Raw genomic sequence first — 23,104 nt, forward strand, 5'->3', positions numbered from 1 at the left:
AACGATTGACCGAGTGTAGAGGTTTATGTGGGCAGTTTCTCCAGGATCTTCCAGCAGGTGAGGCCGAAGATGCCCAGCGTGCCGATCCACATCATCAGCACACCGATGTTGCGCTCGCGCAGGCTGAAGCCGATGGTCAGCAGCAGCAGGAACAGGAACACCGGCACGAACAGGGACAGGAAGGGGGACATGGACAGCAATCCTTTTGCAGTGGGGCCATGTAACAAGCATAGCGGTTAGCAGGCGAAGCGGGTTGATCCGAGGCAGTAGCAAGACCTGTTTCGGCTTCTTCGCAGGCGTGTGCTGTGAAGAAGCCGTCAGTTACACCCTTACACTCAGGGCAGCTCGCGGCTGCGATAGAACGCGGTCAGCACCTTCACCAGGTGCGCCAGGTCGTGGCTGCCGCACAACTCGCGGATCGAGTGCATGGCAAAGGTCGGCAAGCCGATATCGACCGTGCGCACGCCCAGGTGGCTGGCGGTGATCGGACCGATGGTCGAGCCGCAGCCCATGTCGCTGCGCACCACGAAGCTCTGCACCGGCACTTCCTCGGCCATGCACAGGTGGCGGAAGAACCCGGCGGTTTCGCTGTTGGTGGCGTAGCGCTGGTTGTTGTTGACCTTGATCACCGGCCCTGCGTTGAGCTTGGGCCCGTGGTTGCCGTCGTGCCGGTCCGCGTAGTTGGGGTGCACGCCGTGGGCGTTGTCGGCCGAGACCATCAGCGAGCGCTGAATGGTGCGCACGTAGGTGTCGCCTTCGGGCAGCAGGCGTTGCAGGGTCTGCTCCAGCATCGGGCCGTCGGCGCCGCAGGCCGAGCACGAGCCGACTTCTTCGTGGTCGTTGCACACCAGCACGCAGGTCTCGTCGCTGTCGGCGGCCAGCAGTGCCTGCAGGCCGGCATAGCATGACAGCAGGTTGTCCAGGCGGGCACCGGCGATGAAGTCACGGTTGATGCCGATCAACGCGGCATCCTGGGTGTCGTAGAAACTCAGCTCGTAGTCCAGCACCACGTCGGCATTGAGCTCGTGCTCGCGGGCCAACTGCTCGGTGAGCAGGGCGCGGAAGTCGATGCGCTCATCGCCGGCGACCTGGGCCAGGATCGGTGGCAGTTCGTTCTGCGGGTTGATCTGCCAGCCTTCGTTGGCGGTGCGGTTGAGGTGGATCGCCAGGTTGGGGATGACCGCGATGGGCAGCTTGAAGTCGATGAGCTGGCTCTCGACCTTGCCGTCACGGCGGAACGTGACCCGCCCTGCCAGGGACAGGTCGCGGTCGAACCAGGGCGCCAACAGCGCACCGCCGTACACCTCTACGCCCAGTTGCAGGAAGCCTTGGCGCTGCAGTTCGGGTTGCGGCTTGACCCGCAGGCACGGGCTGTCGGTGTGGGCGCCGACCATGCGGATACCGCTCAGCAGGGGCGCTTGCTTGCCCAGTTTGATGGCGATGATCGAGGAGTCGTTGCGGGTGACGTAATACCGACCGCCAGGCACCGTGGCCCAGCTGTCGCGCTCGTCCAGGCGCTGGTAGCCGGCAGCCTCGAGGCGCAGGGCCAGGCTGGCGGTGGCGTGGAAGGGCGTGGGGGAGGCCTTGAGGAAATCGATCAGGCCAGTGTTCAGTGCTTCGCGCATAACTCACTCCAGACAGCAGTGGCGCGAGTTTAACGCAGATAGATCACAAATTGTGTCGGGCCAGTCGCGGGCAAGCCCGCGAAGGTCATCAGAAGGGTGCCGGGCACTCGAACTTCAACCGTTCCCCGGAAACCGGGTGGGTAAAGCTCAACATCGCGGCATGCAGGCACAAGCGCTCATGCGCTGCCAGGGCCTCAGGGTTGGCGTACAAGCGGTCGCCCAGCAGCGGGTGGCCGATCGACAGCATGTGCACGCGCAACTGGTGCGAACGCCCGGTAATCGGGGTCAGCTCGACCCGGCAGTAATCGCCGCAGCGTTCCAGGATGCGCCAGAAGGTCAGGGCATGCTTGCCCTGCTCGTGGTCCACCACATGCCGAGGCTTGGTCGGCGGGTCGTAGCGCAGGGGCAGGTCGATGCTGCCGCTGTCCAGCGCCGGCTGGCCCCAGCACAGGGCGGTATAGGCCTTCTCGGTCTCGCGGTCGTGAAACTGGCGCGACAGCTCGCGGTGGCTGTCGGCATCGCGGGCCAGCAGGATGATGCCCGAGGTTTCCCAGTCCAGACGGTGCACGATCAGCGCATCGGGGTAGCCGTTTTGCTGCAGGCGGGTGATCAGGCAGTCCTTGTTGTCATCGGCACGGCCGGGTACCGACAGCAGCAGGGTTGGCTTATTGACCACCAGGATGGCGGCGTCTTCGTGGAGGATCTGGACGTTTGACAGCGGCATTGCGTGGTCTCGGTTGAATCAGGGGAAAAAAGCGGGGCCGCTTTGCGGCCCATTCGCGGCACAAGGCCGCTCCTACAGGGGAACGGGAGCCCTTGTAGAAGCGGCCTTGTGCCGCGAATGGGTTGCAAAGCAGCCCCAGCTTTCAGCCAGATCAGCGATCCGGCAGGGTAATGTTCAGCTCCAGAATCGAGCAGCTGCCCTGGTTCTCCAGCTCGATGTGCACATCATCGTTGCCGATGTTCACATACTTGCGGATCACTTCGAGCAGTTCTTTCTGCAGGGCCGGCAGGTAGTCCGGTTCGCTGCGTTGGCCGCGCTCATGCGCCACGATGATCTGTAGACGCTCTTTCGCCACCGACGCGCTGGTCTGTTTCTGTCTGCCACGAAAGAAGTCAAAAAGGTTCATGGTTTACTTGCCTCCAAACAGGCGCGCGAAGAATCCTTGCTTCGGCACTTCGATGAACCGCAGGGGCTTTTCTTTGCCCAGCAAGCGGTCGACGGTGTCGCTATAGGCCTGGCCGGCATCGCTCTGGTCGTCGAGGATGACCGGAATGCCCTGGTTGGAAGCCTTGAGCACTGCCTGGGACTCGGGGATCACGCCCTTGAGTTTGATCGCCAGGATGTCGGTAACGTCGTCGATGCTCAGCATTTCGCCTTTTTCGACGCGCTCGGGGTGGTAGCGGGTGATCAGCAGGTGTTCCTTGATCGGCTCTTCGCCGTTTTCGGAGCGGCGCGACTTGCTCGACAGGATGCCCAGCATACGGTCCGAGTCACGTACCGAGGAAACCTCAGGGTTGGTCACGACAATGGCTTCGTCGGCGAAATACATCGCCAGGTGTGCGCCTTTTTCGATACCGGCCGGGGAGTCGCAGATGACGTACTCGAAGTCTTTCTTGAGCTCCATCAGCACTTTCTCGACGCCTTCCTGGGTCAGCGCGTCCTTGTCACGGGTCTGGCTGGCGGCCAGCACGTACAGATTCTCGAGGCGCTTGTCCTTGATCAGGGCCTGCTGCAGGTTGGCTTCGCCGTTGACCACGTTGACGAAGTCATACACCACGCGGCGCTCGCAGCCCATGATCAGGTCGAGGTTACGCAGGCCGACGTCGAAGTCGACGATGACCGTCTTGTGGCCGCGCAGTGCGAGGCCGGTGCCGATGGCGGCGCTGGTGGTGGTCTTGCCCACACCCCCCTTGCCGGAAGTAACGACGAGAATCTTGGCCAAGGTGTTTCACCCCTAAATAAGTTGGGACAGGTGTCCCAGCAATATGCAAAAAACGGCAACAGGTAAAAAAGTTGCTCTAAAAATGACGGCAAGTATCCGTTAAAGACGGGTGATGTTCAACACGTCACCGGACAGGCTGACTTGCACGCCGGAGCCCCACAGCGGGTCGCGGCGCAGGTCTTCGCAGACCTTGTACTGGCCAGCGATCGAGACCATTTCCGCAGTCATCTGCTGGCAGAAGATGCGCGCTTTGGTGTTGCCCTTGATGCCCGCCAGGGCGCGCCCGCGCATGGCGCCGTACACATGGATGTTGCCATCGGCCAGAAGTTCCGCACCCGGGCTGACCGAACCGGTCACCACCAGGTCGCCACCCTGAGCGTAGATCTGCTGGCCGCCACGCACGGGCGCAGTGATGATGCGCGTCGGGCGCACCTGTGGCTCGACCGCAGGCGCAGGCGCCGGGGCTGGCTCGGGCTGCTTCACCTCAGGCTCTGGCTCCAGCGGCCGCTCGCGGGCACCGGACGGCGGCAGTACCGGCAGGTCGATGGCGATCGCTGCGGCGATGTCTTCGATGCGGTTGGCGCGGATCGCCAGGGTACGCAGGCCATGATGGCGGCAGATACGCATCAGGCCGGGCAGGTCGATCGCGCCTTCGCTGGCCGGCAGTTTGTCCAGCGCCAGCACCAGCGGCGTGTTGCTGAAGAAGTTGGGCGCCTGGGCGACTTTGGCCGCCAGTTGGCGGTCAAGGGCTTCAAGGTCATTGCGCGCCAGTTCCAGCACTGTGATGGCGAGCATGCTGCCCTTGAGCTGGAACACGGAGGCGGTGTCGGGGGTCTGGTTTAGGCTCATGGTCTGCATAGACGGCTTGTTGCGAAAAAAGTGCCCTGACTTATAACGAGAACACCCGTTGCCCGCAACATGCGCTGATCCGTTGTAGAATGCGCGGCCTTTGTCTTTCCGGAAGCTTCAATGGAACGCCCGCGTTTTCGTCCCTATTTCCTCCACCCACGATTCTGGGGCCTGTGGCTGGGCCTGGGCCTGCTGTGGCTGGTGGTCCAGTTGCCGTACCGGGCCTTGCTGTGGCTCGGAAGCGCCCTGGGCGCGCTGATGTACCGGGTGGCCGGTGAGCGTCGACGCATTGCCGCGCGCAACCTGGAGCTGTGCTTCCCGGAGCTGTCTGTCGACGAACGGCAGCGTTTGTTGAAGGCCAATTTCGCCTCTACCGGTATCGCCTTCTTCGAAATGGCCATGAGTTGGTGGTGGCCCAAGGCCAGGCTTGCGCGCCTGGCCCATATCGAAGGCCTCGAGCACCTGCAGGCAGCCCAGCAGGCAGGGCAGGGCGCGATTCTGATGGCCGTGCATTTCACCACCCTGGAAATCGGCGCCGCGCTGTTGGGCCAGCAACACACCATCGATGGCATGTACCGTGAGCACGGTAACCCGCTGTTCGACTTCATCCAGCGCAGCGGCCGTGAGCGGCATAACCTCGACTCGCTGGCGGTGGAGCGTGAGGATGTGCGCGGCATGCTCAAGCTGCTGCGTTCCGGCCGGGCGATCTGGTACGCGCCAGACCAGGACTACGGTGCCAAGCAGAGCCTGTTCGTGCCGCTGTTCGGCATCCCGGCAGCGACCGTGACCGCCACTACCAAGTTCGCCCGTTTGGGCAAGGCGCAGGTCATCCCGTTTACCCAGAAGCGCCTCGAAGACGGCAGCGGCTATCGTTTGGTGATTCACCCGCCTCTGGCAGATTTCCCAGGGGAAAGCGAAGAGGCGGACTGCCTGCGCATCAACCAGTGGATCGAAGGTGTATTGCGCGAGTGCCCCGAGCAGTACCTGTGGGCGCACCGGCGCTTCAAGTCGCGGCCCGAAGGGGCGCCCCGGCTGTACGACAAGAAAAAGCGTTGATCGTTGAGCGGTCAGTGAGGCATCGATGTCCCCAACCACCGGCCTGATCCTCTCAGGCGGCGGCGCCCGCGCCGCCTATCAGGTCGGCGTACTGGCCGGCATCGCCGAACTGCTGCCACCCGGCGCGCCCAATCCCTTCCCGGTCATCGTCGGCACTTCGGCCGGCGCCATCAATGCGGTCACCCTGGCCAGCGGCGCCACCCGCTTTACCGACACCGTGCAAAACCTCACCGCGTTCTGGCAGAACTTGCGCAGCCATCGGGTGCTGCGCAGCGACTGGCCGGGGGTGGTCCGCCAGGCCAGCCGCTTCGTCGGCCACAGCCTGCTGGGCCTGGGCGGCCAGGCGCCGGTGGCGCTGCTCGACAGCAGCCCACTGCGTGCCCTGTTGCAGGCGCAGCTGAACCTGGACGGCATCGGCCATGCCCTGGCCAGCGAACAGCTACGCGCCGTCGCGGTGACTGCATTCGGCTACGAGTCCGGCCAGGCGGTGACCTTCTACCAAGGGCGGGGCACCATTGATGCCTGGTTGCGCCACCGGCGTATCGGCGTACCGACAGCGTTGAGCATCGATCACCTGCTAGCCAGTGCGGCGATCCCGCTGTTGTTCGCGCCGGTCAGGCTGGGGGATGAGTATTACGGTGATGGCGCGGTTCGTCAGTCGGCGCCAATCAGCCCGGCCTTGCACTTGGGGGCCAGCCGGGTGCTGGTGGTCGGGGTCAGCGGCAACCCGCAGCGGCCGTCGCCGCCGCTGCCTACCCAGCGCGTGTTCAGGGGGCAGCAACCGAGCCTGGCGCAGATTGGCGGGCACATGCTCAACAGCACCTTCATCGACAGCCTGGAAGACGACATCGAACTGCTCCAGCGCCTCAATCACCTGAGCCACCTGCTGCCTGCCCACCTCGATGCACGGCGCCTGGGGCTGGCACCGGTGGAGGTCCTGGTGGTAGCGCCCAGCCAGCCGCTGGACGAAATCGCGGCACGCCACCGGCGTGAACTGCCAGCGCCGTTGCGGCTGTTCCTGCGTGGGCCGGGGGCGACGCGTACCAGCGGTGCGGGGGTGTTGAGCTACCTGCTGTTCGAGGCCAGTTACTGCAGTGAGCTGATCGAGCTGGGGCGGCGCGATGCCTTGGTCAAGCGGCGGGAGCTGGAGCAGTTTCTGGGGATTTGATGGAGGCAGTGCTGGCCTCTTCGTGGGGCAAGCCCGCTTCCACAGGTTTGGATACAACCCCAAGGGAGTGAAGATCCTGTGGGAGCGGGCTTGCCCCGCGAAGGGGCCGACAACTACTTACTCGGCAATTTGCAACTTGCGCGCCTGGGTATACACATACCGAACCTTCTCATACTCGAACGGCGAGTTGAGCTGCCCATAGCGGAAGTTGGTGGTGTAACGCTTGTCTACCACGCGCAGGGCAAAGATTTCCGGGTGGTCGGTGCTGGCCTCGGCCACGTTCAGGTAATTCACCGCCTGCTCGCCGGCATAGTCCACCACCAGCCCGGTGGTATCGCGCAGGTTCGAAGGGCCCAGCACCGGCAGCATCAGGAACGGCCCGTCCGGCACGCCATAAAAGCCCAGCGTCTGGCCGAAGTCTTCACTCTGGCGGGGCAAGCCCATCTTGGTCGCCGGGTCCCACAGCCCACCCACCCCGATCAGGGTGTTGAACATCAGCCGTGCGGTAATTTCGGCCGAACGCTTGGCCTTGAGTTGCAGCACGCTGTTGAACAGGTTCGGCACATCGCCCAGGTTGTTGAAGAAGTTGCTCACCCCGGTGCGCACGAAGCGCGGGGTGACGTATTGATAGCCGCTCACTACCGGCAGCAGCACCCATTGGTCGAGGCGATAGTTGAAGTGATAGATGCGCCGGTTCATCGACTCCAGCGGGTCGTAGACGTTCAGCGCCTCCAGCGTGGAGCGCTCGAACTCGCGCTGGTCGAGCCCGGGGTTGAATTTGAGCTCGCGCAGCGGGTCGATAAAACCATCGGATTCAGGTGCCAGCGAGGCGCCGGTAATCTGCGGGTCGGCCTCGATCACGCTGGCCCGCGGTGCCGTCTCTGCGGCCAGGGCGTTGCCGGCGACAAGCAGGGCAGTGGCGAAGAGGAGTTTGTTAACCACGGAAGAACTCCAGCATGGCGTCGCTGTTGACGCGGTAGTTGAGGTTGCCGCAATGGCCGCCATGGGGGTAAAGGGTCAGGCGGTCGCCGAACACCTTGCGCAAGAAGCCGATATCGCCGGGGCCGAGGATGACGTCGTCGGCGTTGTGCATCACGGCAATCTTCGGGCTGTCGCGCAAGTAGTCTTCCAGCGCGTACAGGCTGACCTGGTTGACCAGCTGCAGGATGCTGTTGCCGTCGGTGCGGGCGCGCCACATGGGGATCACCTGCTCGGTCATGTAGCAGTCGAAATCGCACTGCAGGGCACGTTTGAAGAACGGCGTAAGGCTACTGCCCTCGGTGATCGGAAACTTCGGCGGAATGATCAGGCCGCGGCGGTTGATCAGGTCGGAGGTAAAGGCGATGTCCGCTGCCGAAAAACGGAACGAAGTGCCGATCAGCATCGCCATCTGCTCGTTGGACAGGTGCTGGCGTGACTGCTGGAAGTCGTATAGCAGGGCCTCGTTGAGGTCGATGTAGCCTTTGTCCTGGAAGTAACGGGTCAGCTTGGTCAGCATCAGTTCGTAGAAGGTGGTGCTGCGGTCGATGCCCTTGACCTGGGTCTGCACCAGTTTGTCGAGGTTGTTGATCGAGGTGTACAGGTTGACCGGCGGGTTGAGCAGCAGCACGCGCTTGAAGTTGAAGCTGCGCCGGGTTTCGTCCAGGTGGCTGACGAACGCCGCGTCCAGGGCACCGAGGCTGTAGCCGGTGAGGTAGAAGTCGCTGACCGGCAGGCGCGGATGCTGGGCCCGCACGGCCTGCATGACCCGGTACATGTCTTCGGCGTCTTCCTGGCTGATACCGGGGGTGGCGAAGCGCGAGGCCGCACTCATGAAGTCGTAGCTGGTGGGCGAGGACAGTTGCACCACGTGGAAGCCGGCCTGGTAGAACAGTTTTTTCAGGTATTCGTTGATGCTGCTCGAATAGGGCGCACCGGTGCCGGCGATGACGAAGATCAGCGGTGCTTCGCGGTCTTGACGGGCCAGGCGGTACTTGAGTTTTTTCACCGACCAGAAGTTGTCGGGCAAGGTGAATTCACGCTCGGGGCGCAGGTTGAGGCTGTAGTCGGCCTGGTCGATTTCATCGTCGCTGGGCAAGGTCGGGCGTTGCTCGGGCGGCGTGGTGGCGATGGTTGCCTCGAACGGGTTGGTCAAGGGGTAGCCATAGCTCGCGGCGTCGATGTCCCGCGCCGAAGCGGCCGCAGCCATGAGCAGGCCGCCGAGCAAGGCAGCGAGGCGCAAAGTTCGAAGCATGTAATCCCCCAAAAAGACGCAAGGTGGTGCAATGTGCAGGCTAGGACCACGGCGGCATGGGCAAAGTTGCCAAGTGCGGTGGCCTTTGGTGTGCTCGTTATCTGCAACATAGCTGCAGGATGGTGATTTTGCCTTACAACAGGGCTTGGGCGATCATGCACGATTTCGATTACTGCTATTGGAGAACTGGATGTCTCGTTCGTTGCCGATCGTTGCCCTGCTGCTGTTCCTGCCGTTGTGGCTGGCCGCCAGCTATGGCGTACGTTATGGGCTGATGGAAGATGCGCAGTGGGTGGGGCTGTGTGCCGCGCCCGGTGCGTTCTGGCAGTGCCAGGTGCGTTCGCTGCTAGGGCTGGGCATCCATTTTCAGGTAATCGCCTGGAGTGGGCTCGGCCTGGCGCTGATCGCGCAGGTGGTCGCCGGGCGGGCCGGCAGGTGGCTGGCAGGCGCTGCGCTGGTGTTCGCGATCCCGGCGCTGGTGCTGTATACCGCGAGCATTGCGGTGTTTGCCGTGGTGCTGGCGGGGTTGCGGCTGGTGCGGCAACCCCGCTGACGGGGCGTTGTGGTCACTCGGCCCTGCGCAGTCGCAAACTGCGCCACAAGGCCGCTGTCATCAGCACGCTCACTACCGCCCAGCCCCAGGCCTGCTGGTTCTGCAGGCCTTCGAGGTACAACTGCAGCGCCACCCCCGCCCCTACGATAAACGCCAGCAACGCGGCCTCGGCCCGCCGCGCCAGCACCGGCCGCAGCAGGTAAACCACCGCCGGCAATGCCAATGCAGCGCTGGGGAAACTGCGATAACGCGGGTCGAATACCAGCGCCAGCATGCTCACCGCCGCCGCAAAGCCTGCGGCGAGCAACAGCCAGCCCGCACGGGCCTCGAACCAGGCGAACAGGCGCGCACGCCACCCTTCAGCACGCACCAACGCCAATGCCGCATGGGCCAGCACCAGCAGGTTGAGCCCCACCAGCAGCGCGGCCCACAGCCATTCCCCGGCAAAGCGCGCATGGCTGCGCATCAGCTCGCCCCACAACCCCAGGCAACTCGCGCCAAACGCTGCCAACAACGGCAACAGCACGGCCCCAGCGGTTGTCGCGGGGCGCCCGGCCAGCAGCAGCACGGCCAGCATCAACGCCGTACTGGCCGCCAGCCACTGCGGCCAGTAGGGCAGGTTGCTGACCGGCCCTTCGAGCACGCCCTTGTCCTGCCGGTCGGCATCGTAAAGCCCCCAATAGCCGCCCACGGCGCCTTCGCTGGCACGCTTCCACGGTTGGTCGAAGGCCTCGATCAGGTTGTACTGCCAGCCATGCTGTTCGGCCAGGCTGACGAAGCCGCGGATGAAGCGCGCCTCGTTGACCCGGCTGGGCACTGCGGTTTCGCGCTGGCGGCCTTCACTGGGCCAGCCGGTCTCGCCGATTAGGATGCCCTTGGGCGCAAAGCGCGTGCCGAATACACGGCGCACCTCGGCGACATGGGCCAGGGCATCGTCGATGCCGCGCGGGTCGTCTTCCCAGTAGGGCAGCAGGTGAATGGTCAGAAAGTCCACGGCAGGGGCCACCTGCGGATGCTGCAGCCAGAATTCCCAGACATCGGCATAGGTCACCGGTACCGTGACCTGGCGCTTCACTTTGGCGATCAACTCGGCCAGGCGCGGGCCGGTGACCTCCTTGCGCAGCAGCGCCTCGTTGCCGACGATCACCGCGCTGACCACGTCAGGGTAGGCGTTGGCCGTGGCGATCAGCAGGTCCACTTCCTTTTCGGTGTCCACCGGGTTGGCGTTGACCCAGGCGCCGAGCATCACTTTCAGGCCATGTTTGCGCGCCAGCAGCGGGATTGCCTCAAGGCCGGTCATCGAGTACGTGCGGATGCACTGGAAACGCTCGGCCAGCAAGGCCAGGTCGGCGTCCATGCGCGCCGGACGAAGGCGAAACGGCTGGTCGAAGGGCGACTGATCCTTGTCGAACGGTGTGTACGAAGCACACTGCAGTTTATGCGTGGGGCTGGCCGCATCGGGCAGCTGTACCGGCTTGCCAAGCCCGTACCAGAGCGCCCCCAGCCCGATCAGGGCAAGCAGGCAGGCAAACAGGTAGAGCGGCAGGTGCAGGCGGGTAGGGCTGGGCATCGGGCGGTCCATCGTCAGGCGCAAAAGGGTAGATAGTAGCCCGGCGCCAAACCTTTGGCATGCAAGGATCGCGCAGGCTGGCGTGAGTCAATGGCGCTAATGGCATAGTGCTGTCGCATATGGGGCGGTTGGATGTCGTACACGGAGCAGGTTGCTCTTTGTTGCAGGAAGATGATGCAATCTCCGAGACCTGACGAGGGGATGCTTTGATGGCGACTTTGAAGACAGTGCGACGTTTCCTGGGGGCGGGCACCGCCCTGGTATTGGCCATGAGCGCTGCGCAGGCAATGGCTAAAGAAGTAAGCATCGGTTACGTGGATGGTTGGGCCGACAGCGTGGCGACCACCAACGTTGCCGCCGTAGTGATCAAGCAGCAACTTGGCTACGACGTGAAGTTGCAGGCCGTGGCCACTGGCATCATGTGGCAGGGCGTGGCGACCGGCAAGCTCGATGCGATGTTGTCGGCCTGGCTGCCGGTGACCCACGGCGAGTACTGGGCCAAGAACAAGGACAACGTGGTCGACTACGGTGCCAACTTCAAGGATGCCAAGATCGGCCTGATCGTCCCTGAGTACGTGAAGGCGAAGAGTATCGCCGACCTCAAGACCGACGAAAGCTTCAAGCAGAAGATTGTCGGCATCGACGCCGGCTCCGGCGTGATGATCAAGACCGACCAAGCCATCAAGGACTACGACCTGACGGGTTACAAGCTGCAGGCAAGCTCTGGCGCTGCGATGACGGCTGAACTGGGCCGTGCCTACTCCAAGCAGCAGTCGATTGCAGTGACCGGTTGGGTGCCGCACTGGATGTTCGCCAAGTGGAAGCTCAAGTTCCTGGAAGACCCGAAGGGTGTTTATGGCGCTGCTGAAACCGTCAATAGCATCGGTAGCAAAGAACTGGCGACCAAGGCGCCGGAAGTGGCCGAGTTCCTCAAGAAGTTCAGCTGGCAGTCCAAGGACGAGATCGGCGAGGTGATGCTGGCGATTCAGGAAGGTGCCAAGCCTGAAGCGGCAGCCAAGGATTGGGTGGCCAAGCACCCGGATCGGGTCAAGGAGTGGACCGGTAAGTAAGCGCTAGGATTGGTGATCTTGGGGCCGCTGCGCGGCCCCAAGCTTTGTTACACATATCGCAAAACACTGTTGCATCTAAGACTAAGGTCGTCTGGTTGGCGTCCAACGGCAGCATAAAGTGAAGGTGGGTTCTCCCTGATCTGTGCTGCTAGGACAAAAACAATGAACGACAGCATTTACCTCTCGATACAAAACAGCCCGCGCTTCAAGGAGCTGGTCACCAAACGCGAACGGTTCGCCTGGATTCTCTCGGCGATCATGCTCGGACTCTACTGCGCCTTCATCCTCCTGATCGCCTATGGTCCTCAGATTCTGGGCGCCAAGCTCAGCCCTGAGTCGTCGATTACCTGGGGCATTCCCCTGGGCGTCGGCCTGATCCTTTCGGCATTCGTGCTGACCGCCATCTACGTACGCCGCGCCAACGGCGAGTTCGATGAGCTGAACAAGGCTATCCTGAAGGAGGCGCAACAATGATTCGCCACGCCAAAGCCCTGGCCGTTCTGGCCTGCGGCGTTTTCGCACCCGCCGTGTGGGCCGCCGATGCCCTGACCGGCGAGGTGCAGAAACAGCCGCTGAACGTTTCCGCGATCGCCATGTTCGTGGCCTTCGTCGCCTTTACCCTTGGCATCACCTACTGGGCCTCCAAGCGCAACAAGTCGGCGGCGGACTACTATGCTGCCGGTGGCAAGATCACCGGTTTCCAGAACGGCCTGGCGATTGCCGGTGACTACATGTCGGCGGCCTCGTTCCTGGGTATTTCCGCCCTGGTGTTCACTTCTGGCTACGACGGCCTGATCTACTCGATCGGCTTCCTGGTCGGCTGGCCGATCATCCTCTTCCTGATCGCCGAACGCCTGCGCAACCTGGGCAAGTACACCTTCGCCGACGTGGCCTCGTACCGCCTCGGGCAGAAGGAAATCCGTACCTTGTCGGCCTCCGGCTCGCTGGTGGTGGTGGCGTTCTACCTGATCGCGCAGATGGTCGGCGCCGGCAAGCTGATCGAGCTGCTGTTCGGCCTCGACTACCACGTGGCGGTGATCCTGGTTGGCATCCTGATGTGCCTGTACGTACTGTTCGGCGGCATGCTGGCCACCACCTGGGTACAGATCATCAAGGCCGTGCTGCTGCTGTCCGGTGCCAGCTTCATGGCGCTGATGGTGATGAAGCACGTCAACTTCGACTTCAACACCCTGTTCTCCGAAGCGATCAAGGTGCACGCCAAAGGTGAGGCGATCATGAGCCCTGGCGGCCTGGTCAAGGACCCGATCTCGGCGTTCTCCCTGGGCCTTGCGCTGATGTTCGGTACCGCCGGCCTGCCGCATATCCTGATGCGCTTCTTCACCGTCAGCGACGCCAAGGAAGCGCGCAAGAGCGTGCTCTACGCCACAGGCTTCATCGGCTACTTCTACATCCTCACCTTCATCATCGGCTTCGGCGCGATCTTGCTGGTCAGCACCAACCCGGACTTCAAGGACGCCGCAGGCGCCCTGCTGGGTGGCAACAACATGGCAGCGGTGCACCTGGCCAATGCCGTGGGTGGCAGCGTGTTCCTCGGCTTCATCTCGGCGGTGGCCTTTGCCACCATCCTGGCGGTGGTAGCGGGCCTGACCCTGGCCGGTGCCTCGGCGGTGTCCCATGACCTGTACGCCAGCGTATGGCGCAAGGGCAAGGCCAACGACAAGGACGAGATCCGCGTGTCGAAGATCACCACCATCGCCCTGGGCGTGCTGGCGATCGGCCTGGGTATCCTGTTCGAGAAGCAGAACATCGCCTTCATGGTCGGCCTGGCGTTCTCGATTGCCGCCAGCTGCAACTTCCCGGTACTGCTGCTTTCGATGTACTGGAAGAAACTGACCACCCGCGGCGCCATGATCGGTGGCTGGCTGGGCCTGGTGAGTGCAGTGGGCCTGATGGTGCTTGGCCCGACCATCTGGGTGCAGATCCTCGGCCACGAGAAGGCGATCTACCCGTACGAGTACCCGGCGCTGTTCTCGATGCTGATTGCCTTCGTTGGTATCTGGTTCTTCTCGGTCACCGACAAGTCCAAGGCAGCTGAAAACGAACGTGCGCTGTTCTTCCCGCAGTTCGTGCGTTCGCAGACTGGCCTGGGCGCTTCCGGTGCTGTCTCGCACTGATCGTTGAGGTCATAAAAAACCGCGATACGGGTGATGCCCGTATCGCGGTTTTTTCATTCATGGCCGGCTAGATCATGCCTAACAACAACAGCACCAGCAGAATCACCAGCACTACGCCGACGATGCCGGATGGGCCGTAGCCCCAGCTGCGTGAGTGTGGGAAGACGGGTAAGCCACCGATCAGCAGCAGGATCAGGATGATGATGAGGATCGTGGTCATGGCGGAGTCCTTGCGTGGTTAGGGGTCAAGGGCCTCGGACTGCTGGCCTCTTGTTAATTCGGACCGGTGCCGCTTGTGAAAGATTCCATTTGCTCGGTACTGACCGCTTGGTCATGCCCGCCCATTCACTACCCTGATGGATCCTGCCTGATGCCAATGCCTTGATTAGACTCGCCTGACAACCCATCAGAACAAGGCCTGCCACCATGCAAAACCGCATCATGATTACCGGCGCCGGGTCCGGCCTGGGTCGCGAGATCGCCCTGCGCTGGGCACACGAGGGCTGGCGCCTGGCGTTGGCCGACGTCAATGAGGCAGGCCTGCGCGAAACACTGGAGCTGGCCCGTGAGGCCGGTGGCGAGGGCTTCGTGCAGCGCTGTGATGTGCGCGACTACAGCCAGCTCACCGCCCTGGCCCAGGCGTGCGAAGAGCGCTTTGGCGGCATCGATGTGATCGTCAACAATGCCGGCGTCGCCTCGGGCGGCTTTTTCGCGGAGCTGTCGCTGGAGGACTGGGACTGGCAGATCGCGGTCAACCTGATGGGCGTGGTCAAGGGCTGCAAGGCATTCCTGCCGTTGCTGGAGCGCAGCAAGGGCCGAATCATCAACATCGCCTCGATGGCCGCGCTGATGCAGGGCCCGGGCATGAGCAACTACAACGTGGCCAAGGCTGGCGTGCTGGCGTTGTCGGAGAGCCTACTGGTCGAGTTGCGCCAGTTGCAGGTGGCGGTGCACGTGGTGTGCCCGTCGTTCTTCCAGACCAACCTGCTCGATTCGTTCCGTGGCCCGAACCCGGCCATGAAAGCCCAGGTCGGCAAATTGCTGGAAGGCTCACCGATCAGCGCGGTCGATATTGCCGCGTATATCCACCGGCAAGTCGCCGCCGGCGAGTTCCTGATCCTGCCGCACGAGGCTGGACGTCAAGCCTGGCAGCTCAAGTGCGAGGCGCCCGCGCGACTGTATGACGAGATGGCCGAAGTGGCGGTGAAAATGCGCGCCAAAGCCCCGGCGCGATGATCTGTCTGTAGGGGGTTTTACCTATGAATGTAGGTTTGTTCTGAATTGCCCTGGAGCCATTGTGTAGCCATCTGTACCCGAGGCAGGCTCCGGTTTTCCCTGTCGCAGGAGGATCGGATCATGCTGGTAATAGGGCGCGAAGTGGGCGAGGTCATCACTATCGGCGATGACATCCGCATCATGGTGGTGGAGACGCGAGACGGGATGGTGCGTTTCGGGATCAGTGCGCCGCGCGAGGTGCCAGTGCACCGCGCTGAAGTGTACAAGCGCATCAAGGAGGGTGAGGCGCGCAAGGCTCGTATTGCCTGAAGGTCAGTCCAGCAGTTCGCGTGGCACATCGTGTTTGGCCAGTAACTGGCATTGCTGGCTTTCCGGGTCGAACAGGATGAACGCCTGGCCCTTGGCCAACGCCTGGCGCACGCGCAGCACGCGGGTTTCCAGGGGGGTATCGTCGCCATTGTCGGTGCCATCGCGGGTGACGAAGTCCTCGATCAGCAGGGTCAGGGTTTCGGCTTGCAGTTGGTCGTAGGGGATCAGCATGGGCAGGGGCGATTCTGGGGAATTAAGTGTGTGGGCATGCTACGCGAAAAGTTCGAGGGTTTGGGGCCGCTGTGCGGCCCCAGGGGCTCAGCCTTTATTACCAACCAGGCTGTCCACCGCCGGCACCCGGGTATCGCTCTCCATCTGCGCATCGTGCTCCAGCTGGTGGCTGAAGCGTTCGAGCGAGGCATTGGCCGGCTGCGAGTCGCTGGCGAATACCGGTGGGCTCAACAGGTACGCTGACAACAACCGGCTGAGCGCCGCCAGGCTGTCGATGTGGGTGCGCTCATAACCGTGGGTGGCATCGCAACCGAACGCCACCAGCGCGGTACGGATGTCATGCCCTGCCGTTACCGCCGAGTGGGCATCGCTGAAGTAGTAGCGGAACAGGTCACGCCTGACCGGCAGCTCATGGTCGCCCGCCAGTTTCAGCAGGTGGCGGGACAGGTGGTAGTCGTAAGGCCCTGAAGAATCCTGCATGGCCACGCTCACCGCATGCTCGCTGGAGGCCTGCCCTGGCGCTACCGGGGCAATGTCGATACCGACGAATTCGCTGACGTCCCAGGGCAGGGCGCCTGCCGCGCCAGAGCCGGTTTCTTCGGTGATGGTGAACAGCGGGTGGCAGTCGATCAGCGGCTGCTGGCCACTTTCCACCACCGCCTTGAGCGCCGCCAGCAAGGCGGCTACCCCGGCCTTGTCGTCCAGGTGACGGGCACTGATGTGGCCGCTGTCGGTGAACTCGGGCAAGGGGTCGAACGCCACGAAGTCGCCAATCGATACCCCCAGGGCTTCACAGTCGGCGCGGGTGGCGCAATAGGCGTCCAGGCGCACTTCGACGTGGTCCCAGCTCACGGGCATCTGGTCGATGGCGGTGTTGAAGGCATGCCCGCTGGCCATCAGCGGCAACACGCTGCCGCGGAACACGCCAGTGTCGGTGAACACACTGACCCGGCTGCCCTCGGCAAAACGGCTCGACCAGCAGCCAACCGGGGCCAGGGCCAGGCGGCCGTTATCCTGCACCTGCCGCACGCTGGCACCGATGGTGTCCAGGTGGGCGGACACGGCCCGGTCGGGCGAGCTTTGCCGGCCTTTGAGGGTGGCGCGGATGGTGCCACGGCGGGTCAGCTCGAAGGGGATGCCCAGTTCGTCCAGGCGTTCGGCTACGTAGCGCACGATGGTGTCGGTGAAGCCGGTGGGGCTGGGGATGGCGAGCATCTCCAGCAGGACGCGTTTGAGGTAGTCCAGATCGGGTTCGGGGTGGTGATGTTCAGACATATGCACTCCTTACCGGCCTTTTCGCAGGCTCACCGCAGCGATAACCTGTGGGCGCGGGCTTGCCCCGAGAAGAGGCCGTCATTGATTCACGCCAACGCCCGGCTATGCGGGAACAGCAGGTCGACAAAGCGCTCGGCTGTTGGCTGCGGTTCATGGTTGGCCAACCCGGCCCGCTCGTTGGCTTCGATGATCACGTAATCCGGGTGTTCGGCATCACGCACCATCAGGTCCATGCCCACCACTGGAATATCCAGCGCCCGTGCAGCCCGCACGGCGGCATCCGCCAGCACCGGGTGCAAGCGCTCGGTCACGTCCTCCAGCGTGCCGCCGGTGTGCAGGTTGGCGGTACGGCGCACGGCCAGGCGCTGGCCGGCAGGCAGCACGCTGCCATAGTCGAGGCCGGCGGCACGTACGGTGCGTTCGGTCTCATCGTCCAGCGGTATGCGGCTTTCGCCACTGGTCGCGGCTTGCCGGCGGCGGCTCTGGACTTCGATCAGCGCCTTGATGCTGTGCTTGCCGTCACCTATCACCTGGGCCGGGTGGCGAATGGCGGCCGCTACCACTTCGTGACCGATTACCAGGATGCGCAGGTCCTGGCCGGGGTGGAAGCTTTCCAGCAGCACGCGACTGTCGAAACGCCGGGCATGTTCGATGGCCTGGCTGACGTCGTCATAGGTGGTCAGGTTGACCGCCACGCCCTGGCCTTGTTCGCCATCCACCGGCTTGACCACCACAGCGCCGTGCTCGTCGAGAAACGCCAGGTTGTCGTCGGCATTGCCGGCCAGTTGCTGCACCGGCACGTGCAGGCCGGCGTTGTGCAGGGTCTGCTGGGTCAGCCGTTTGTCCTGGCAGAGGGTCATGCTGACCGCGCTGGTCAGGTCGCTCAGCGATTCGCGGCAACGCACCCGGCGCCCGCCGAGGCTGAGGGTGAACAGCCCGCCTGCGGCATCGTCCACCTGCACCTCGATGCCACGCCGATAGGCCTCGTCGACGATGATCCGCGCATAGGGGTTGAGCCCGGTTTCAGGGCCTGGGCCGAGGAACAATTGCTGGTTGATGCCGTTCTTGCGCTTGACCGCGAAGGTCGGCAGGTTGCGAAAGCCGAGCTTGTCGTACAGGCGCTTGGCCTGGCGGTTGTCATGCAGCACCGACAGGTCCAGGTAGGCCAGGCCTCGGCTCATGAAGTGCTCGATCAGGTGGCGCACCAGCACCTCACCCACGCCAGGGCGGGTGCAGTGCGGGTCGACGGCCAGGCACCACAGGCTGCTGCCGTGCTCGGGGTCGTCAAAGGCCTTGCTGTGGTTCAGGCCCATGACGCTGCCGATAACCGCGTGGGTGTCTTCGTCTTCGGCCAGCCAATACACCGGCCCGCCGAGGTGGCGTGGGGTCAGCAGTTCGGGCTGCACCGGCAGCATGCCACGGGCCTGGTACAGGCCGTTGATCGCCTGCCAGTCGGCGTCACTCTGTGCCCGGCGGATGCGAAAGCCGCGGAACACCCGTTGCGCCTGGCGGTAATCGGTGAACCACAGGCGCAGGGTGTCGGACGGGTCGAGAAACAGCTGTTGTGGCGCCTGGGCCAGCAGCTGCTGCGGCGCCGCCACGTACAGGGCGATGTCGCGCTCGCCGGGGCGCTCTGCCTGCAGCGCCTCGGCCAAGCTGGCCGGGTCCGGGTAGGTGTGGCCGATCAGTAGCCGGCCCCAGCCGCAGTGCAAGGCACGTGGCTGGTCGTGGGGCTCGCTGCCATCGCCGGCCAGGCGCGCCTGCAAGCGCTCGTAGGACGGTGCCTGGCCGCGCAGCAGGCGCTGGCCGTAGGCGATTTCGTGGGCTTTCATCGATCAGATTCCTTGTTCGCTCAGCCACAGGTTGAGCGCTGCCAGCTGCCACAGCTTGGAGCCACGCAAAGGGGTCAACTGGCCGTGCGGGTTGCTCAGCAAGCGGTCGATCATGGCCGGGTTGAACAGCCCACGGTCCTGGCTGGGGTCGGTCAGCAGCTCGCGCACCCAACCCAGCGTTGCGCCTTCCAGGTGCTTGAGGCCAGGGACCGGGAAGTAACCCTTCTTGCGGTCGATCACTTCATGCGGGATCACCCGTCGGGCGGCCTGTTTGAGCACCTGCTTGCCGCCATCGGGCAGCTTGAAGCGCGCCGGGATGCGTGCCGACAGCTCCACCAGGCGGTAGTCGAGGAACGGCGTACGGGCTTCCAGGCCCCAGGCCATGGTCATGTTGTCGACCCGTTTGACCGGGTCATCGACCAGCATCACCGTGCTGTCCAGGCGCAGGGCCTTGTCTACCGGGTCGCGGGCGCCGGGGCGGGCGAAGTGTTCGCGGACAAAATCGCCTGCGGCGTCGCTTTCCAGCAGCCAGGGCGCTTGCACGGTGTCACGGTACTCGGCGTGGCTGCGGTCAAAGAATGCGTCGCGGTAGGCGCCGAAGGCATCCTCTGCGCCGTCGACTTGTGGGTACCAATGGTAACCGGCGAACAGCTCGTCCGCGCCCTGGCCGCTTTGCACGCCCTTGCAGTGCTTGGCCACTTCGCGCGACAGCAGGTAGAAGGCGATGCAGTCATGGCTGACCATCGGCTCGCTCATGGCGCGGAACGCGGCCGGCAACTGGTCGATGATCTCGTGTTCGGCGATGCGCAACTGGTGGTGGCGGGTGCCGTAGTGGCGGGCGATCAGGTCGGAATACTGGAACTCGTCGCCGCGTTCGCCGCCGGCATCTTCGAAGCCGATGGAGAAGGTCGACAGGTCGTCTACGCCGGCCTCGCGCAGCAGGCCGACCAGCAAGCTGGAGTCGACACCGCCGGACAGCAGCACCCCAACATCCACCGCAGCGCGCTGGCGGATCGCCACGGCATCACGCGTGGCGTCGAGCACGCGGGTGGTCCAGCCTTCCAGGTCGAGCTCACGCTCGTCGGGGTGGGCGCCGTATTGCAGTTGCCACCAGGTCTGGCGTTCGACTTCGCCGTGACGGTCGACGCGCATCCAGGTGCCCGGCTCGAGCTTTTGCACATTGGCCAGCAAGGTGCGCGGCGCCGGTACCACGGCGTGGAAGTTGAGGTAGTGGTTGAGCGCCACCGGGTCGATGACCGGGTCGATGTCGCCGCCCTTCAGCAGTGCAGGCAGCGTCGAGGCGAAACGCAGGCGCTCGGCGTTGCGCGACAGGTAGAGGGGTTTGACGCCGAGGCGGTCGCGGGCCAGGAACAGGCGTTGGTTGTCACGCTCCCAGATGGCCAGGGCAAACATGCCGTTGAGCTTGGGCAGCAGGGCTGCGCCCCAGGCGTGGTAGCCCTTGAGCAGCACTTCGGTGTCGCCGTCGGACCAGAAGGTGTAGCCCAGGTCCTGCAGCTCCTGGCGCAGCTCGGGGAAGTTGTAGATGGCACCGTTGAAGGCCAGCGACAGGCCCAGGGTATTGTCGACCATCGGCTGCGCCGAGCCGTCGGACAAATCCATGATTTTCAGCCGGCGGTGGCCGAGGGCGATCGGGCCTTGGCTATGAAAGCCCCAGGCGTCCGGGCCGCGAGGCGCCAAGTGGTGAGTGATGCGCTCCACAGCGGCCAAGTCGGCCGGGCGTGGGGCTTGGTCGATGGGGGTAAAACGTAACTCTCCTGCTAATCCGCACATAAGTCCTTACCGGTTTTTCCGTTGGGGAGGCGGCGCCCGGAAGCAGGCGCCTTAAGGAACTGACCGGGGAGGTTTGCAGGAGTTTTAGATCAATCTGTTATATGGGTGGGGTGCTGGGGGTTTGGCTTGGGGGGTGTTGCGCCTGTGAGATCGAGCGCCGCCCGCGCGGCGATCCGACTTGCCCCGCGAAGCGCCGCGCGGGCGGCGCTCGATCTCACAGGCGCAACTGATCTCCAGCCATGCCCCAACCCTTTCACTTACCGCGAATCAACCTGCGCAACGCAAACCGGTTCGGATGGCACGCTTCAGCCACTGCACGAGGCACCGGCAAAGGCTCGCCACACACCCATGCAGCAATCAATTCGCCCGACAGCGGCGCCGTGATCAACCCCCGTGACCCGTGCCCACTGTTCACATACAGCCCGTCGAGCCAGGGGCAGTCCACTTCCGGCACCTGCCGCGCATCCCTGGCCAGCACGGCAAAGGTTTCGGCGAACACCTGCGGGTCGGCCATCGGCCCGACGATCGGCAGGTAATCGGGGCTGGTGCACCTGAACGCTGCACGGCCCTGCAACTGCTCGGCGTCGAGCGAGGCAATACCCAGTCGCTGTGCCAGGTCGGTGGAGATCTCATCCAGCAATGCCAGGTTGCCTGTATGTTCGGCAACGGTCGGCGCCAAGTCTTCACTGTGGAAGTCGAAGCTGGCGCCCAGCGTATGTTCGCCCTCCCGAGGGGGCGCTACATAGCCGTCTGCGCACACCACCGTGCGCAGGGCACGGCTGCCGTCGGTCGCCGGCAGGCGGGTGATCTGCCCGCGGATGCGCTTGAGCGGCAACTGTGCGCAGGGCTCGAAACGCCGTACATCGGCGGCACCTGCCAGCACCACCAGGGGGGCGCTGGCCAGCAGGCGCTCGCCATCCCAGGCCTGCCACAGGTCATCGACCTTGCGCAGCGCGACCGCCTCATGGTGCACCAGCAGCCGAACCCCGGGGTGCTGCAACTGCGCCAGGCACAGGGCCGGCGGGTGTACCCAGCCGCCTTCCGGGTAGAACAGGCCGCCTGCCGGCAGGGCCACCCCGGCAAGCGCCTCGGCTTCTTCACGGCCCAGCGCGCGCAACAGGTCAGGGTCGAAGGCTGCGGCCAGCTTGCCCTGGCGTTCGGCTTCCTTGTTGTCGAACGCCAGTTGCAGCACCCCACAGGCATCCCAATCGCGGCCACGCTGCAGGCTTTCGAGCTGGCGCCTGGTATAGCCGAAACCGGCCAGGATCATCTGCGAAAGGGCGGTGCCATGGGCGGACAGCTTGAGGTACAGCACCCCTTGCGGGTTGCCGGACGCTTCCCGGGCGGGGGCGTCGTGACGTTCCAGTACCGTAACCTGCCAGCCACGCCTGGCCAGGCTGGCGGCAGTGGCACTGCCCGCCAGCCCGGCCCCGATCACCAAGGCTTCGCGCGGTCCTTCGACACTGTGCGGGCGGCCATACCAGGGCACGTACTGACGGGTGGCTGTCGGCCCAGTGTAGGCGCCGCTCATCACCTCCCACTTCTTGCCGATCCCCGGCACTTTCTTCATGGCGAAGCCGGCTTCGACCAGGCTGCGCCGCACCCAGCCAGTGGTGGTGAAAGTGCCCAGTACGGTGCCCGCGTGTGACAGCCGCGCGAGTTGCGCGAACAGTTCAGGGGTCCACATGTCGGGGTTCTTGGCGGGGGCGAAGCCATCGAGGAACCACACATCGATGTGTGCATCGAGCTGCGGCAGTTGTTCGAGCACATCACCGATCAACAGCGTCAGGGTGACCCGACCGTTGTCGAAGGTGAACTGCTGGAACCCCGGGTGCACCGCCACGTACTGCTCAAGCAATGGCTCGGTAAAAGCAGCCAGCTCTGGCCACAGGCGTACTGCCCTGGCCATGTCGGCGTGGCCGAGCGGGTACTTTTCGACACTGACGAAATGCAGGCGGGCGTCGGCATGGGCGTGTTCGTCAAACAACTGCCAGGCGCAGAAAAAATTCATGCCGGTGCCAAACCCGGTTTCGCCGATCACCAGGCAGGCGTGCGGCGCCAGGTCGGCGAAGCGTTCGCCCAGGCGCGTCTGGCCGAGGAAGACATGTTTGGTTTCTTCGATGCCTTCGTTGACCGCGAAGTACACGTCGTCGTACTGCCGCGAATGGGGGCGGCCCTGGTCGTCCCAGTCGATCTGGGCATGCTGGAGGAGGGTGGACATGGTG

At 64.0% G+C, this 23,104-nt stretch carries 23 protein-coding genes; 8 read left to right on the top strand and 15 right to left on the bottom strand.

Going from position 1 to position 23,104, the window contains the following annotated elements:
• Positions 1-23: 23 nt before the first annotated feature.
• From CKW22_RS27525 to minC, 6 genes are all read right to left on the bottom strand, one after another.
• Positions 24-191: a hypothetical protein gene (locus CKW22_RS27525; RefSeq protein ID WP_167334464.1), complete on the bottom strand. Its 168-nt coding sequence runs from the start codon at positions 189-191 to the stop codon at positions 24-26.
• A 144-nt stretch (positions 192-335) separates the two neighbouring features.
• Positions 336-1,625: a M18 family aminopeptidase gene (locus CKW22_RS11120; RefSeq protein WP_033700736.1), complete on the bottom strand. Its 1,290-nt coding sequence runs from the start codon at positions 1,623-1,625 to the stop codon at positions 336-338.
• A gap of 88 nt (positions 1,626-1,713) precedes the next feature.
• Entirely contained in the window at positions 1,714-2,349 is a 636-nt protein-coding gene (locus tag CKW22_RS11125; protein ID WP_033700735.1) for an RluA family pseudouridine synthase, read from the bottom strand.
• Between the two features lie 151 nt (positions 2,350-2,500).
• Entirely contained in the window at positions 2,501-2,755 is a 255-nt protein-coding gene (minE, locus tag CKW22_RS11130) for a cell division topological specificity factor MinE (protein WP_003252572.1), read from the bottom strand.
• 3 nt (positions 2,756-2,758) lie between these two features.
• Positions 2,759-3,571, bottom strand: a complete 813-nt coding sequence (gene minD, locus CKW22_RS11135) for a septum site-determining protein MinD (RefSeq protein ID WP_033700734.1) — start codon at positions 3,569-3,571, stop codon at positions 2,759-2,761.
• Positions 3,572-3,670: 99 nt separating this feature from the next.
• Positions 3,671-4,429: a septum site-determining protein MinC gene (minC, locus tag CKW22_RS11140; protein WP_033700733.1), complete on the bottom strand. Its 759-nt coding sequence runs from the start codon at positions 4,427-4,429 to the stop codon at positions 3,671-3,673.
• Positions 4,430-4,540: 111 nt separating this feature from the next.
• Between minC and CKW22_RS11145 the strand changes: the two genes are divergently transcribed.
• Both CKW22_RS11145 and CKW22_RS11150 read left to right on the top strand, forming a co-directional pair.
• Complete coding sequence (locus CKW22_RS11145; RefSeq protein ID WP_033700732.1) at positions 4,541-5,476, top strand: lipid A biosynthesis lauroyl acyltransferase; 936 nt, start codon at positions 4,541-4,543, stop codon at positions 5,474-5,476.
• 25 nt (positions 5,477-5,501) lie between these two features.
• Positions 5,502-6,644: a patatin-like phospholipase family protein gene (locus CKW22_RS11150; RefSeq protein ID WP_033700731.1), complete on the top strand. Its 1,143-nt coding sequence runs from the start codon at positions 5,502-5,504 to the stop codon at positions 6,642-6,644.
• A 117-nt stretch (positions 6,645-6,761) separates the two neighbouring features.
• Here CKW22_RS11150 and CKW22_RS11155 read toward each other — a convergent pair whose 3' ends face one another.
• Positions 6,762-7,505: a VacJ family lipoprotein gene (locus CKW22_RS11155; RefSeq protein ID WP_050506139.1), complete on the bottom strand. Its 744-nt coding sequence runs from the start codon at positions 7,503-7,505 to the stop codon at positions 6,762-6,764.
• Positions 7,506-7,578: 73 nt separating this feature from the next.
• Positions 7,579-8,877, bottom strand: coding sequence for a serine/threonine protein kinase (locus CKW22_RS11160; RefSeq protein ID WP_033700729.1), 1,299 nt, complete (start codon positions 8,875-8,877; stop codon positions 7,579-7,581).
• A gap of 190 nt (positions 8,878-9,067) precedes the next feature.
• Between CKW22_RS11160 and CKW22_RS11165 the strand changes: the two genes are divergently transcribed.
• Complete coding sequence (locus CKW22_RS11165; protein WP_033700728.1) at positions 9,068-9,430, top strand: hypothetical protein; 363 nt, start codon at positions 9,068-9,070, stop codon at positions 9,428-9,430.
• A gap of 13 nt (positions 9,431-9,443) precedes the next feature.
• Here the strand turns inward: CKW22_RS11165 and CKW22_RS11170 are convergent, their stop codons facing one another.
• The gene (locus CKW22_RS11170; RefSeq protein ID WP_095064106.1) at positions 9,444-11,012 is read right to left on the bottom strand and encodes a beta (1-6) glucans synthase; all 1,569 of its coding nucleotides are present in this window, start codon (positions 11,010-11,012) and stop codon (positions 9,444-9,446) included.
• Between the two features lie 197 nt (positions 11,013-11,209).
• On the opposite strand from CKW22_RS11170, the gene CKW22_RS11175 reads away from it, so the two are divergent.
• From CKW22_RS11175 to CKW22_RS11185, 3 genes are all read left to right on the top strand, one after another.
• On the top strand, positions 11,210-12,070 hold the full coding sequence (locus CKW22_RS11175; protein WP_033700726.1) for a glycine betaine ABC transporter substrate-binding protein: 861 nt from the start codon (positions 11,210-11,212) through the stop codon (positions 12,068-12,070).
• A gap of 162 nt (positions 12,071-12,232) precedes the next feature.
• Positions 12,233-12,544 carry a DUF485 domain-containing protein gene (locus tag CKW22_RS11180; RefSeq protein ID WP_033700725.1) on the top strand — a complete coding sequence of 104 codons (312 nt, stop codon included), beginning with the start codon at positions 12,233-12,235 and terminating at the stop codon, positions 12,542-12,544.
• The gene (locus CKW22_RS11185; protein WP_033700724.1) at positions 12,541-14,205 is read left to right on the top strand and encodes a cation acetate symporter; all 1,665 of its coding nucleotides are present in this window, start codon (positions 12,541-12,543) and stop codon (positions 14,203-14,205) included. Before CKW22_RS11180 ends, CKW22_RS11185 begins: the two co-directional genes overlap by 4 nt.
• 67 nt (positions 14,206-14,272) lie before the next feature.
• On the opposite strand, the gene CKW22_RS11190 is transcribed toward CKW22_RS11185, so the two are convergent.
• Positions 14,273-14,425: a DUF3309 family protein gene (locus CKW22_RS11190; protein ID WP_012271016.1), complete on the bottom strand. Its 153-nt coding sequence runs from the start codon at positions 14,423-14,425 to the stop codon at positions 14,273-14,275.
• 206 nt (positions 14,426-14,631) lie between these two features.
• Between CKW22_RS11190 and CKW22_RS11195 the strand changes: the two genes are divergently transcribed.
• Positions 14,632-15,441 carry an SDR family oxidoreductase gene (locus tag CKW22_RS11195; protein WP_033700723.1) on the top strand — a complete coding sequence of 270 codons (810 nt, stop codon included), beginning with the start codon at positions 14,632-14,634 and terminating at the stop codon, positions 15,439-15,441.
• Positions 15,442-15,561: 120 nt separating this feature from the next.
• Positions 15,562-15,750 carry a carbon storage regulator CsrA gene (csrA, locus tag CKW22_RS11200; RefSeq protein WP_033700722.1) on the top strand — a complete coding sequence of 63 codons (189 nt, stop codon included), beginning with the start codon at positions 15,562-15,564 and terminating at the stop codon, positions 15,748-15,750.
• A 3-nt stretch (positions 15,751-15,753) separates the two neighbouring features.
• Here the strand turns inward: csrA and CKW22_RS11205 are convergent, their stop codons facing one another.
• From CKW22_RS11205 to mnmC, 5 genes are all read right to left on the bottom strand, one after another.
• Positions 15,754-15,981 carry a YheU family protein gene (locus tag CKW22_RS11205; protein WP_016501031.1) on the bottom strand — a complete coding sequence of 76 codons (228 nt, stop codon included), beginning with the start codon at positions 15,979-15,981 and terminating at the stop codon, positions 15,754-15,756.
• An 87-nt stretch (positions 15,982-16,068) separates the two neighbouring features.
• Positions 16,069-17,256, bottom strand: a complete 1,188-nt coding sequence (locus CKW22_RS11210) for an osmoprotectant NAGGN system M42 family peptidase (protein WP_033700721.1) — start codon at positions 17,254-17,256, stop codon at positions 16,069-16,071.
• An 86-nt stretch (positions 17,257-17,342) separates the two neighbouring features.
• Positions 17,343-19,088: an N-acetylglutaminylglutamine synthetase gene (gene ngg, locus CKW22_RS11215; RefSeq protein WP_033700719.1), complete on the bottom strand. Its 1,746-nt coding sequence runs from the start codon at positions 19,086-19,088 to the stop codon at positions 17,343-17,345.
• A gap of 3 nt (positions 19,089-19,091) precedes the next feature.
• Positions 19,092-20,879: an N-acetylglutaminylglutamine amidotransferase gene (locus CKW22_RS11220; protein WP_095064107.1), complete on the bottom strand. Its 1,788-nt coding sequence runs from the start codon at positions 20,877-20,879 to the stop codon at positions 19,092-19,094.
• Positions 20,880-21,132: 253 nt separating this feature from the next.
• A complete protein-coding gene (gene mnmC / locus CKW22_RS11225; protein ID WP_095064108.1) occupies positions 21,133-23,100 on the bottom strand; it encodes a bifunctional tRNA (5-methylaminomethyl-2-thiouridine)(34)-methyltransferase MnmD/FAD-dependent 5-carboxymethylaminomethyl-2-thiouridine(34) oxidoreductase MnmC in 1,968 nt (655 codons plus the stop codon).
• Positions 23,101-23,104 lie beyond the last annotated feature (4 nt).

Source organism: Pseudomonas sp. Irchel s3f19, assembly GCF_900187555.1.
In the GTDB taxonomy this organism is placed as follows: domain Bacteria; phylum Pseudomonadota; class Gammaproteobacteria; order Pseudomonadales; family Pseudomonadaceae; genus Aquipseudomonas; species Aquipseudomonas capeferrum.